9 protein-coding genes, 1 tRNA gene and 2 other annotated features are annotated in these 13,283 nt (G+C 39.0%); of the genes, 8 read left to right on the plus strand and 2 right to left on the minus strand.

Features of this window, described 5'->3' with window-relative positions; all coding sequences use genetic code 11:
• Window positions 1-84: 84 nt before the first annotated feature.
• Window positions 85-2,550 (plus strand): DNA gyrase subunit A, encoded by a 2,466-nt coding sequence (gene gyrA / locus ACLIBG_RS08315; protein WP_439312357.1) that lies wholly within the window; start codon window positions 85-87, stop codon window positions 2,548-2,550.
• Between the two features lie 290 nt (window positions 2,551-2,840).
• A complete protein-coding gene (locus ACLIBG_RS08320) occupies window positions 2,841-3,929 on the plus strand; it encodes an HD-GYP domain-containing protein (RefSeq protein ID WP_439312303.1) in 1,089 nt (362 codons plus the stop codon).
• A gap of 15 nt (window positions 3,930-3,944) precedes the next feature.
• Here the strand turns inward: ACLIBG_RS08320 and ACLIBG_RS08325 are convergent, their stop codons facing one another.
• Window positions 3,945-4,907: a YaaC family protein gene (locus ACLIBG_RS08325; RefSeq protein WP_439312304.1), complete on the minus strand. Its 963-nt coding sequence runs from the start codon at window positions 4,905-4,907 to the stop codon at window positions 3,945-3,947.
• Between the two features lie 203 nt (window positions 4,908-5,110).
• Here ACLIBG_RS08325 and guaB point away from each other — a divergent pair, with 203 nt between their 5' ends.
• The 6 genes from guaB to ACLIBG_RS08355 all read left to right on the plus strand — a co-directional run bounded on the left by guaB (window position 5,111) and on the right by ACLIBG_RS08355 (window position 11,866).
• Window positions 5,111-6,577, plus strand: coding sequence for an IMP dehydrogenase (gene guaB, locus ACLIBG_RS08330; protein WP_439312305.1), 1,467 nt, complete (start codon window positions 5,111-5,113; stop codon window positions 6,575-6,577).
• A 289-nt stretch (window positions 6,578-6,866) separates the two neighbouring features.
• Entirely contained in the window at window positions 6,867-8,201 is a 1,335-nt protein-coding gene (locus tag ACLIBG_RS08335; protein ID WP_439312306.1) for a D-alanyl-D-alanine carboxypeptidase family protein, read from the plus strand.
• A 233-nt stretch (window positions 8,202-8,434) separates the two neighbouring features.
• Window positions 8,435-8,646, plus strand: a binding site (T-box leader).
• A gap of 79 nt (window positions 8,647-8,725) precedes the next feature.
• The gene (serS, locus tag ACLIBG_RS08340) at window positions 8,726-10,000 is read left to right on the plus strand and encodes a serine--tRNA ligase (RefSeq protein ID WP_439312307.1); all 1,275 of its coding nucleotides are present in this window, start codon (window positions 8,726-8,728) and stop codon (window positions 9,998-10,000) included.
• A 153-nt stretch (window positions 10,001-10,153) separates the two neighbouring features.
• Window positions 10,154-10,246 (plus strand) — tRNA-Ser (locus tag ACLIBG_RS08345).
• Window positions 10,247-10,463: 217 nt separating this feature from the next.
• Window positions 10,464-10,681, plus strand: a binding site (T-box leader).
• Window positions 10,682-10,753: 72 nt separating this feature from the next.
• On the plus strand, window positions 10,754-11,566 hold the full coding sequence (gene proC, locus ACLIBG_RS08350; protein ID WP_439312308.1) for a pyrroline-5-carboxylate reductase: 813 nt from the start codon (window positions 10,754-10,756) through the stop codon (window positions 11,564-11,566).
• A gap of 18 nt (window positions 11,567-11,584) precedes the next feature.
• On the plus strand, window positions 11,585-11,866 hold the full coding sequence (locus ACLIBG_RS08355; RefSeq protein ID WP_439312309.1) for a TIGR04104 family putative zinc finger protein: 282 nt from the start codon (window positions 11,585-11,587) through the stop codon (window positions 11,864-11,866).
• 101 nt (window positions 11,867-11,967) lie between these two features.
• On the opposite strand, the gene ACLIBG_RS08360 is transcribed toward ACLIBG_RS08355, so the two are convergent.
• A complete protein-coding gene (locus ACLIBG_RS08360) occupies window positions 11,968-13,254 on the minus strand; it encodes a LysM peptidoglycan-binding domain-containing protein (RefSeq protein ID WP_439312310.1) in 1,287 nt (428 codons plus the stop codon).
• Between the last annotated feature and the right edge of the window lie 29 nt (window positions 13,255-13,283).

Below are 13,283 nucleotides of genomic sequence, written 5' to 3' on the forward strand. Positions count from 1 at the left end.
TTCAATTACTGACGTTGATTAGGAGGTAATCTCATAGTGAAGCAAGAACGACCAAATGTAGAAGAAATAAATATAAGTGAAGAAATGCGGACTTCCTTTCTCGATTATGCGATGAGTGTGATCGTGTCCCGTGCACTTCCTGATGTACGTGATGGGTTAAAGCCTGTACACCGGAGAATATTATATGCAATGAATGATCTTGGTATGCATGCAGATAAAGCGTATAAAAAGTCAGCCCGAATTGTCGGTGAAGTTATCGGTAAGTATCATCCGCATGGGGATTCAGCCGTCTATGAAGCGATGGTTCGAATGGCACAAGATTTTAGTCATCGTTATTTGCTTGTTGACGGACATGGAAATTTTGGTTCCGTTGACGGTGATTCAGCTGCAGCAATGCGGTATACAGAGGCAAAAATGTCTAAACTGTCCATGGAATTATTGCGTGATATAAATAAAGATACAATCGATTATCAAGATAATTATGATGGAGCGGAAAGAGAACCGATCGTATTCCCAGCACGTTTTCCGAATTTGCTTGTCAATGGTTCCTCTGGTATTGCAGTCGGAATGGCTACGAACATTCCGCCGCATAATTTAGGAGAGACAATTGATGCCGTTCTTGCGTTGAGTAAAAACCCGGATATTTCTGTTGATGAATTAATGGAAAATTATATTCATGGACCGGACTTTCCAACAGCGGGACTTATTCTAGGAAGAAGTGGGATACGAAAAGCTTACGAAACAGGTCGCGGTTCTATTACGATCCGTGCAAAAGTGCATGTCGAAGAAAATAAAAACGGTACATCGACAATTATTGTTTCTGAATTGCCTTATCAAGTAAACAAAGCAAAACTGATTGAAAAAATTGCAGAACATGTCCGTGAAAAAAGAATTGACGGCATAACTGACTTACGCGATGAATCAGATCGGACAGGCATGCGAATTGTTATGGAATTACGACGGGACGTAAATGCAAATGTCGTGCTAAATAATTTATATAAATATACAGCCCTGCAAACGACGTTCGGTATTAATATGCTTGCACTTGTAGATGGTGAGCCAAAGGTGCTAACAATTCAAAAGTGTTTGCAGCATTACCTCGATCACCAAAAAGTAATTATTAGAAGAAGGACCGAATTTGAGTTGCGCAAGGCAGAAGCACGCGCTCACATATTGGAAGGGCTGCGGATTGCTTTAGATCATTTGGACGAAGTAATTTCTCTTATTCGAAATTCCAAAACGACGGATATTGCCAGAAATGGTTTGATCGAACGTTTTCAGTTAAGTGAAAAGCAAGCACAAGCCATTTTAGATATGCGTCTCCAACGTTTAACTGGATTAGAACGTGAGAAAATAGAAACGGAATATAGCGAATTAAAAGCACTAATTCAAGAATTAAAAGCTATTTTGGCAGATGAAGAAAAAATACTAGAAATCATCCGGGAAGAATTGGCAGAAATCAAAGAACGATTTAATGATGACCGTCGTTCGGAAATTGTTATGGGCGGTGCCGACTTCTTTGAAGATGAAGATTTAATACCAGAAGAAAATATTGTTATTACGTTAACCCATCATGGCTATATTAAACGATTGCCTTCATCGACGTATCGGACCCAAAATCGCGGTGGCCGGGGAATCCAGGGAATGGGAACAAATGATGATGATTTTGTGGAACATTTGGTCTCCACCACCACGCATGATACGGTATTGTTCTTTACGAATAAAGGTAAAGTATACCGAGCAAAAGGTTACGAAATACCGGAATTTGGCCGTACAGCAAAAGGGTTGCCGATCATTAATTTATTACAAGTTGAAAGAGAAGAGTGGATTAATGCCGTAATTACAGTCAGAGACTTTGTAGATGATTGGTATTTGTTTTTTACAACGAAGCACGGTATTTCCAAACGATCGGCTCTTTCACAATTTGCCAATATACGTAAAGGCGGTTTAATTGCTGTCGGATTGCGCGAAGATGATGAATTAATTTCCGTTCGATTAACAGATGGAAATAAAGATATAATGATCGCGACAAAGCAAGGATACTTAATTCGTTTTGAAGAGGACCAAGTGCGTTCAATGGGACGTACAGCTGCCGGTGTGCGCGGTATTTCACTGCGTAAAGATGATGAAGTAGTTTCTATGGAAATCCTGAAACAGGATATGCAAGTCCTTCATGTTACGAATAAAGGGGTAGGGAAACGAACGCCGGAAGACCAATACCGTAGAACGAACCGAGGCGGAAAAGGTATTTTCACGTGTAAATTAACAGAGGAGACGGGTTATGTCGTTGCCGTAAAGGCGGTAACCGGAGAAGAAGACATGATGTTAATTACTGTAGCCGGTGTATTAATTCGAATTCCGGTCAGCAGCATTTCCCAAACTGGTCGCAATACGCAAGGGGTTCGTCTTATTCGTCTACAAGAAGATGAAGAGGTCGCAACTGTAGCGAAAGTTGCAAGTGAAGAAGAAGAGCAAGAAATAGAAGCCGTAGAAGAGCTAGAAACTGACAAAACAGAAGAAATACAGGAAACTGATGAAACAGAAGAATAACAGAAGTTAATGACAACAAGGTGATTCTGTAGCAGAAATATTTACTGACTCCAGGATCATCTTCTTTTTTAAAATTAGGGTATTGAATTATCATGCGAACAACTGAAATGATACACCACACTAATGAATGGTATATGCAAGACTACAAAACGGTTAATTAAGTTTTTACAGTAAAGCTCGTCCACCGAAAAGATTTGTTTATCGAAGGCTCATTACTTTACTAAAGGAACACGAGTATACTCCATGAGTAGCAATTTTATTATTTACAATATTTAAAGGGGGGATGCCACTTGCAAGTAAAAACAAGTCAATTAATTCCCAGCTGTATTTTATTAAAAGATGTAATTGGCCCATCAAGCCGACCAATTGTCCCTAAAAACACAGTTCTAACCGAACAACATATTAAAGTACTACATAAATTTTTAATTAAAACCGCACATGTATCTTCAAAATTAGCAAACGGGGAAGTTTTTACGCCAGATGATGTAATAGAAATAAAAGAAGCGGAAAAAAGCCCAAAGAAGGTGGAAGGCAACTCTGCTCTAGAACACTATTTATTTGCTGTACAAGAATTTAAAGACAACTTCCACCATTGGCAAAACAATTTGCCGATTGATATGCCCGCTATCCGAAAAATAATGGTTCCATTACTCAATCGTTTGGACGAATTAGGATCAGCTGTTTTTCGTTTACAGCATTATTCCACAAAAGCGGATTACGTTTATCATCATTGTGTAGCGGTAAGTTTGCTTTCAGCCTATATCGGAAAAAAAATGAACCTTCCTAAAAATGAGTGTATTCAAATTGGCCTAGCCGGACTTTTAAGTGATAGCGGCATGGCAAAAATAAACAACTATTATCAAGAAGATCGTTCTTTAACAGAACAGGAATATGCAGAAATTAAAAATCACCCAGTTTATTCATTCCGGCTCGTTGAAAAGATCCCAACTCTTTCCACTCAAGCAAAGCTAGCTATTTTGCAGCACCACGAAAAATATGATGGAAGCGGCTATCCTCATGGATTAAAAGCCGATAAAATTCACGTATATGCACAAATTATTGCGGTTTGCGATATCTATCATGCAATGACGAGTGAACGGGTATATAAGGGTAAAAAGTCATCTTTTCAGGTAATTGAACAATTGCAAAGAAAACAATTTTCCAAACTTGACCCGAAAGTTGTTTTGCTCTTCATTGAAAACTTAACAAACTTAACCGTTGGCACTCCAGTGAAACTGTCTGATCATAGACAGGGGGAAATCGTATTTATTAATCAAAAACAACCGACAAGGCCAATGGTACAACTTGCTGATAATAAAGAAATTATCATGTTGGAAAAAGAGAAGGATATATACATTGAAGAAGTACTGGAAGAATAAAGGCACTTCCTACTTTTAATCAAAATTATACTGTTCCAGTAGTTCTTCGCCGAGTAAAAGAGGCATTTTTTCTCCGGTTATACGAAGAAATTGTGTGATAAACGGATAATCCATTTCCGGTTTTGTATTGAGAAGATCCCCCCACCATTCTGTTTCATAACGGCAAATCATACTTAAATTGTATAGTAATAAATAATGGATCATTGTTTCTGGACCGGTAAAATACACGTTGCGCGTAAATGGAAAACAGACGAATTCATCGTCGATGTTAATTTTAAAAGGACCTTTTAGATAGTTAATCGGTGATGCTAGTACGATTTGTATCGCATCTTTTGTAACCGATTGCTGTTTAATGGTCGGTAGAAAAGGCCTTATGCGCATTATAAACGCCTCTTCGGTTAAATGATATTGGTCAAGAATCGTTAATGGAAATTCCAAGACCTCCGCGCCAATTTTTCCAGTGGAAATCATTGTTTTTTCACGGTTTGCAAATTGCATCATTGGATTCATTTCGGGAATGACAGCAAATAGGCTTTCCATCTTCCATTTACCGTGCAGTTGCTGGTTTCCGTTATATAAATGCTTGGTGAAGTAAGGAAACAACCCGTTCTGTTGTGTTTTTACTTCATCTTGCAAAAAAGTGTATTGCTTCTTTTTTCGCTTTCGAGTGGAAACCCCATGCGCCAGAATAGAGGTGGATTCGGGATAATCCGGGCGTGTTGATAACAATAGCGCCTTAATTAAATGAGTCAGCCCGTAAAAAAACAAAATCGGCTGAATGAGCGGATCCATCTTTTTCCCCGTTTCATAAAATTGCATACCGTGTTGTAAATAATACATAAATGCACTGCTGTTTTCATAACTTTTTATTTCCGCATCTTTGCGGTCGCGATTTCGGTAACAGTGAAATAAATATTGCCGGGATGTCTGCTGTGATTGTAAATACGTAATAAATGCATTTATTTTCTCTTTCTCCATAAACAACCTTCTTAATTTTACAATATTTTGAATCCACTTTCTTTTTGACGGAAGCGCTTCACTAGTTGAAAAAAAGGACATGATGACGTATTGTAATTTACAATACAATACATGTTAAAATGAATAACCAATAGTATTAGTTTAGCCAAAATAGAAGAAATCTATCACTTTTAGCACATAATCAAAATACAAGGAGGATGAATATGGAGGGGAAGTTTGCCAAAGAAGGATTAACATTTGATGACGTTCTGCTTTTACCTGCAAAATCAGAGGTGTTGCCAAAAGATGTCAGTGTGAGTACAGATTTGGCACCGAATTTAAAATTAAGTGCTCCTTTTATTAGCGCAGGAATGGATACAGTAACGGAAGCGGATATGGCAATTTCCATGGCAAGGCAGGGCGGATTCGGTGTTATTCATAAAAATATGCTAATTGAGGAACAAGCGGAAATGGTCGATCGTGTCAAAAGATCGGAAAGTGGCGTAATTACGAATCCATTTTTCCTCACTCCGGAACACCAAGTATTCGATGCTGAACATTTAATGGGGAAATTTCGTATTTCAGGTGTTCCAATTGTCAATAATATTGAGGATAAAAAGCTCGTTGGTATTTTGACAAATCGTGATTTACGTTTTATTGAGAATTATTCGATTTTAATATCGGAAGTAATGACAAGTGAAGACCTCGTGACAGCAGAAGTTGGAACAACGCTGGATGAGGCACAAAAGATTTTACAAAAGTATCGTATTGAAAAATTGCCGCTTGTTGACGATGAAAATGTGCTAAGAGGATTAATTACAATTAAAGATATAGAAAAGGTAATTGAATTTCCACATGCTGCAAAAGATCACCAAGGTCGATTAATTGTTGGAGCAGCAGTAGGCGTATCCGGAGATTCATTAAAACGAATTGAAAAACTTGTTGAAGCAGGTGTGGATGTCATTGTCATCGACACCGCTCACGGGCATTCCAAAGGTGTACTGGACCAGGTGAAGCATGTTCGAGAATTGTATCCGGAATTGACTATTGTTGCCGGTAATGTGGCAACAGCTGAAGCAACGAAGGATTTAATTGAGGCAGGGGCTTCCATCGTCAAAGTAGGAATCGGTCCTGGTTCAATTTGTACAACCCGCGTAGTCGCTGGCATTGGCGTGCCACAAATTACAGCTGTTCATGATTGTGCTGAGGCTGCAGCACCGTACGGAGTCCCAATCATTGCTGATGGTGGAATTAAGTATTCCGGGGATATTGTAAAGGCGTTAGCAGCAGGCGCTCACGCAGTTATGCTTGGAAGTATATTTGCCGGTGTTAGTGAAAGTCCGGGCGAAATGGAAATATTTCAAGGAAGACAGTACAAAGTTTATCGTGGCATGGGTTCCCTTGGGGCGATGAAGGCAGGCTCTAAAGATCGCTATTTCCAGGAAACCGATGATGTGAAAAAGCTTGTACCTGAAGGAATTGAAGGCAGAGTTGCTTATAAAGGCTCCTTGGCAAACACGATTAATCAACTGATTGGCGGCCTACGGGCAGGCATGGGATATTGTGGAACACCGACGCTTGAGAGCTTACGAAACGATGCTAAATTTATCCGCATTACTAATGCAGGATTGCGCGAAAGTCATCCGCATGAAGTACAAATAACGAAAGAAGCACCAAACTATCGAATATAATTGTTGAAAATTGGACAACATTCCAGAAGGTAAGGGATTAGGAGCGGCTAATCCCTATCTTTTTGCACAAAATACATTTATATATCTTCTTTTAAATGGTGATTCCTAGACGATTGTATTCTATTTGCACGATCAGAACGCCATAAATATTAAATGGGAAAAATTACCTTCATAAAAAAGAAGATTTTTTAAATGACAATTTTGTGGTAAAATATCAAAGTGTGTATTAAAAAGAATAAGAAAAATTTTAGAAAGACATTCAATAAGGAAATAAGCGGAGGTAAATAGATTGAAACATAATATATTAAAAAGTGTATACGCAAGTTTTTTAATATTACTTTTAACTTCATTCATCGTTCAGCCAACCATTGTTCAAGCTGCAGAAACACTTGATTTAAATGCTGAATCAGCTATTTTAGTAGATGCAAATAGTGGGAAAATTTTATACGAAAAAAATGCCGATGAAGCATTACCTCCAGCAAGCATGACGAAAATGATGACAGAATATCTCGTATGGGAAGCAATTGAAGAAGGTACTATTACGTGGGAGACGACGACGGAAATCAGTGATGTGTTACATAAAATATCCGGAAACAACGCATTTTCAGGTATTGGATTGCGTCAGGATATTGATTATACAGTTAAAGATTTATATAATGCCATGGCTATTAATTCTGACAACGCAACGACGATGGCACTTGCCGAGCTGATTGCAGGGTCGGAAGGCGAGTTTGTCAAGATGATGAATGCGAAAGCGGAAGAAATGGGCTTGCCTGATTACAAATTTGTAAATTCTACCGGGTTGGATAATGAATCGCTCGGTGAACATTATCCGGAAGGGACAAAACCGGATGATACGAATCTTTTATCAGCAGAATCAGCAGCACTTCTTGGCTATCATTTAGTTAATGATTATCCGGAGTCATTGGAAATATCCAGTATTCCTGAAATCGAATTCGATGGTCGCACCATTCGCAACTGGAATTGGATGCTTCCTCATGATGCTACTTTTTTAAAACCTCATTTTTATGAAGGTATTGATGGCTTGAAGACAGGTTTTACAGAAAAAGCTGGTTATTGTTTTACCGGGACAGCAGAACGTAACGGAAAACGTCTAATATCTGTTGTTATGAAAACAGGAAGTGAAGAAGAACGTTTTAAGGAAACTGTAAAATTAATGGATTATGGCTTTGACAATTTTGAGTCGAAGGAATTATTTCCGGCAGGCTATCAATTAAAAGATCATGCATCGCTTCCGGTTGCAAAAGGAAAAGCAGATCAGGTAGAAATTACTTTAAAAGATGCATATCAAACTCCAATTAAAAAAGGTGAAGAAGAAAATTATTCGTTAAATTATAACTATAATGAAGACAAGCTAAATGCGGAAGGTGAACTGCAAGCGCCGATTAAAAAGGGAGAGAAAGTCGGCGAAGCAACGCTAGCATATGCAGGAGAAGCAGGTAACGGGTATATTATCGACAAACCAAATAACAATAAAATTGATATTGTTACAAATCAAGCAGTTGATAAGAAAAATTGGTTCATGCTAATGCTTGGTTCCATCGGTAGTTTTTTTGGGGGATTGTTTTCTAGCATTATCGATATGGTAAAAGGTTGGTTTTAACTCTGGAAGTCTTGATGTATTTAAAAGGTAAGAAAGTATAAATTTTTGTGCATAGCTGTCTAGCTTAAGCGCCCAGCCCCTCGAGGTCTTAAGCAATAACTCTTCGTGGCAAAAACCGCCACTACGATTTCTTGCTTAGGCTATGCCTGAGGCTGACCAGGGCGCTTGCGCTTTTCTTATATTTACAGCTTCCATTTGAAACTTTGATGTAAATTGGCTATTATAATGACAGATGAAAAGTATTGAAGGGAAACAGTACTCGTATTATTTCTTTCAGCGAGTCGATGGCAGGTGAAAATCGACAGGAGTATACGACGAATCCGTCCCTGAACTGGTTTATGGAAGGCGAGTAAATAAACCCGGTGATGTACCGTTACCAACTATGAGCCGGAAGAGTAATCTTCAATCAGGGTGGCAACGCGGGAAAACAACTCTCGTCCCTATTTTCAGGGCGGGAGTTTTTGTGTTTTTAGAAACGTATTTTAAAAACGGGATAAGTAATCATAATGAGGAGGAGTTTTTATATGCTGGATATGAAATTTTTACGTAATAATTTTGATGAAGTAACTAAAAAATTAGCCCACAGAGGGGAAGACTTGTCGGAACTGGATAAATTCAGTGCATATGATGAAAGAAGAAGAAGTTTGATCGCGGAAACGGAGAGCTTGAAAGCGCGTCGTAATGAAGCTTCAAAGCAAATATCCATGTTAAAAAAAGAAAAACAGGATGCAACCGAAGCGATTAAGGAAATGCGTAGCGTTGGTGAAAAGATTAAACAACTCGATACAGAGCTTACCGAAGTACAGGAAAAACTGGACAAAATGATGTATTCCATTCCAAACATTCCGCATGAGAGTGTACCAATTGGAGAGGACGAAGAAGATAATGTAGAAGTACGGAACTGGGGGAATATCCCTGCCTTTACATTCGATGCAAAGCCACATTGGGACGTTGCTTCTGACTTGGATATTCTTGATTTTGAACGGGCGGCAAAAGTAACTGGTAGTCGTTTTGTTTTTTATAAAGGTTTAGGGGCAAGATTGGAGCGCGCGCTCATCAATTTTATGCTAAATTTACACGTTGATGAGCACGGTTATGAGGAAATGTTGCCGCCTTATATTGTGAACCGCACGAGTATGACTGGTACAGGTCAGTTGCCAAAGTTTGAGGAAGATGCTTTTCGAATAGCGGATTGGGATTATTTTTTAATTCCGACAGCGGAGGTTCCGGTAACTAATTTCCATCGTGACGAAATTTTTAAAGAAGTGCAATTGCCGAAGAAATATGCTGCGTATAGCGCCTGTTTCCGGTCTGAGGCGGGATCAGCCGGACGAGATACTCGCGGGCTTATTCGCCAGCATCAGTTTAACAAAGTAGAGCTTGTACACTTTTCTAAGCCGGAAAATTCCTATGACACGCTGGAACAACTCACAAAAACAGCAGAAAAGGTGTTACAGCTGTTAAAGCTACCTTACCGGGTGATGAGTATGTGTACAGGAGATTTAGGCTTCACAGCAGCGAAAAAGTATGATATTGAAGTATGGATTCCGACACAGGAAACATACCGAGAAATATCTTCTTGTTCAAATTTTGAGGATTTTCAGGCGAGAAGAGCGGGTATTCGTTACCGCAGAGAAGACAATGGAAAACTGGAATATGTTCACACGTTGAATGGATCCGGCTTGGCTGTTGGTCGTACGGTAACAGCAATTTTAGAAAATTACCAGCAAGAGGATGGATCGGTCGTCATTCCCGATGTGCTGCGTCCATATATGGGCGGAAAAGAAGTCATCAAGTAATTTACGGAATATCTCGGGTGGAAAAAGGGGACTCGATATCCATTTGAGGGGATAAGCGTAGGCGTTCCAATTCTAATTAGCACGCTTACGCTATTCTTCCTCAAAATGATTGACAACAAAAAAATATTAATGTATATTATAAAATGTTGCTACGGAGGTATACCCAAGTTCGGCTGAAGGGATCGGTCTTGAAAACCGACAGGGGTGTCAAAGCCCGCGGGGGTTCGAATCCCTCTACCTCCTCCATTTAAAACAACATACTATTACATACGTTTACCCTGGATAGAAGACAAGACATTGTTTCTTCATCTAGGGTTTTGTTATAATTAATAAAAATTGTAAAAAACACAAAAAAGCGAGATGAACAGCGAATACAAACAAATTTACAATTATTCATCATTTGAAATGACTTGACAAAGTTACTTCAACAGCATATATTCAAATTACTATAATTAAATTTTAAAAGCAGGTAATGAACGGGCCAGTAAATTATGTCATAGCAAAAGAGAATGGGATTCATCGGCTGAAAGATCCCTTTGTGAACACATGATTGAACCTACCTGGGAGCCGTTAGATAAACACTAACCGCAGCGAACTGCGTTAACAAATTTAAAGTGGACATCATGATCATGATGTCAATTTAGGTGGTACCGCGGATGTTAACCTCATTCCGTCCTTTTTATGAAGGATGGAGTGAGGTTTTTTAGATTACAAAAAAATTAACTTTTTTATATGAAGAGAGGATATGTAAACATGTTTGATAAAATTTCTTTCATTGGCGCTGGTTCCATGGCCGAATCGATCATTGCAGGATTGTTAAACAAGGAGTTTATTCAGAAGGAACGAATTTTTGTTACAAATAAAGATAATGAAGAGCGACTTGACGGGCTAAAAAAACGATACAATATATATGGCACGATGAATAAAGAAGAAGTTATTATGGGTGCAGATACGATTATACTATCAACGAAGCCGTATGATTTACAAGAAGCGGTACAATCGATTAAAGCATATGTTCAACCAAACCAGCTCATTATTTCTGTTATCGCAGGTATATCAACGGATTACATTGCATCCTTATTTGATCAAGATGTACCGGTAATTCGAGCGATGCCGAATACATCAGCTACGATTGGTCATTCTGCAACAGCGGTAACCAAAGGGAAATATGCAACAGATGATCACTTGGAAAAAGCAAATGCGTTATTTACAGCCATTGGGACAGCTACAACCGTTGCTGAGAAAGATATGCATATTGTAACCGGTATTTCCGGCAGTGGGCCGGCATATATTTATTATTTAGTGGAAGCAATGGAAAAGGCGGCTATAGAGTCCGGTTTGGATCAAAAAACAGCAAAGGCCTTGATCACACAAACAGTAGTCGGTGCGGGTGAAATGCTACAGCAGGTGAAAGAGCCGGTAGAAGAATTGCGGGAAAATATTACGAGCCCGAAAGGAACGACCGAAGCGGGAATTAAAACGTTGGATAAATATGATTTTCACCAAACGATTATCGAATGTGTAAAAAGTGCAAGAGACCGTTCCATTGAGCTAGGAAAGGAATAAAGAATCGTGGAGGTGCTCATGTTGCCGACTTGCCAACATTGTCATACACCTTGGACATATACGGATACATTGAAGAACATGCTTCAGTTAAGATGTCCGTATTGTCAGCAAAAAAATTACTTATCAAAAAAGGTTAGAATGCGAGATGCGCTGTTTAGTTTGCTCCCGATTCCTATAATGATCTTATTTAACGTATCTTTTCCATGGATTTTAGGGTTGGGAGCAAACATAATTTTGGTTTTGGCTCTCATTTATCCTTACATTATACAGTTAAGTAAACATGAAGATCCGTTGTGGTAAAATTTACGATGTTAATTGTTGTAAAATGAACAAAGGCAACTGCTGGATGAAAACAGTTGCCTTTTCCAATCTTATTTATTCAATCAAATGTTTCACATTCCTTATTTTGAATTCGTAATATTAAAATTATCACTTAACAACAACCAGTTTTGCGGAAAGGCGAGACCGAGCTTCCAATAAGCAATACCAAGCAGGTCCAATTCTTTGATTAAGTTGAATTTTGCCTGAATGGAACGAGCATCTTCAAACCATACTTCATGCTGCTTCCCCTCAGCGTCGTAATACGTAAAGAAAGGTGCTTGGGAAACAGGATCGTACTCAATTGCTGCATTTTGCTGGCGAGCTAGAGCAATTGCCTGTTGCGGACTTAATGCTTTAGCCAATTCGCCACCTTTAACAAATGGCAGCGTCCAGTCATAGCCATATAAATTTTGGCCTAATAAGATTTTTTCCGCAGGTATCTCTGTCAATGCGTAGTTAACGACCTTTCGTACTTCGTTAATCGGTGATACAGCGAGAGGAGGCCCCGCGCTATAACCCCATTCATATGTCATTAATACAACAAAATCGGCAATTTCCCCATGTGCTTGGTAATCGTGTGCTTCATAAAGGATGCCTTGCTGAGTTGCACTTGTTTTTGGTGCTAACGCGGTTGACATTTTTAATCCTGCTTGGTGTAGCCGTTTTTTTGCTTTACGTAAAAAGTTATTGTATGCTTCCCTGTCATCCGGTGGGATAAATTCTAAATCAAAATGCACTTCATCAAAACCAACCGATACCGCAGTATTTACAATATTGTCGAGCAAGTTGTTTTGCACGGCTTGAACCGTTAAAATAATATGGGCTAATTCCGTGCTGAAAGCCCCTTCTTCCAGATTACTGACAGCTAAGGATAATGCAGTGTTATTTGCCTCTGCAATTTGTTTGAAGCGATTTAATGGAGGAGGGGTTAAACTTCCGTCTCGATTAACGCGATAACTGAATGCCGTTAAATAAGTCAGGAATGGCGTATTTTTTTCGGCAGCATTTTCTAAAGTAGTAGAAACACTGCCTCCCAGCGGTTCTATATATCCTAAAGAAGTAATCGCTCGTTTCGGTTGAGGGGGGATGTATAACCGTAGTCCGGGTGAAAGAGGCGCATTCAGTTGAATATTATTTATTTGAGCGAGTTGCTCGGCAGTTATATTAAATTGCAGACCGATGGAATATAGACGATCTCCAGGCTGCACAAAATAAAATTGGCCAACGATTGGAATGACAAGTGTTTGCCCGACGACTAAATTCGGCGTACTTAATTCGTTCGCTTCTGTAATTGCATCAATAGAAGAGCCATATGTATTGGCAATGGCAAATAATGTATCGCCTCGTTCTATAACGTGAATTTGCATATAAATCCCTCCTTATGAATAGTCTTCTA

It is taken from the genome of Virgibacillus sp. W0181, from assembly GCF_051846915.1.
In the GTDB taxonomy this organism is placed as follows: domain Bacteria; phylum Bacillota; class Bacilli; order Bacillales; family Amphibacillaceae; genus JBPYCR01.

Coding starts and splice junctions, on each gene's coding strand:
- gyrA (WP_439312357.1), top strand. CDS start 85: ATGCGGACTTCCTTTCTCGATTATGCGATGAGTGTGATCGTGTCCCGT.
- ACLIBG_RS08325 (WP_439312304.1), bottom strand. CDS start 4,907: ATGGAGAAAGAGAAAATAAATGCATTTATTACGTATTTACAATCACAG.
- guaB (WP_439312305.1), top strand. CDS start 5,111: ATGGAGGGGAAGTTTGCCAAAGAAGGATTAACATTTGATGACGTTCTG.
- serS (WP_439312307.1), top strand. CDS start 8,726: ATGCTGGATATGAAATTTTTACGTAATAATTTTGATGAAGTAACTAAA.
- proC (WP_439312308.1), top strand. CDS start 10,754: ATGTTTGATAAAATTTCTTTCATTGGCGCTGGTTCCATGGCCGAATCG.
- ACLIBG_RS08355 (WP_439312309.1), top strand. CDS start 11,585: ATGTTGCCGACTTGCCAACATTGTCATACACCTTGGACATATACGGAT.
- ACLIBG_RS08360 (WP_439312310.1), bottom strand. CDS start 13,254: ATGCAAATTCACGTTATAGAACGAGGCGATACATTATTTGCCATTGCC.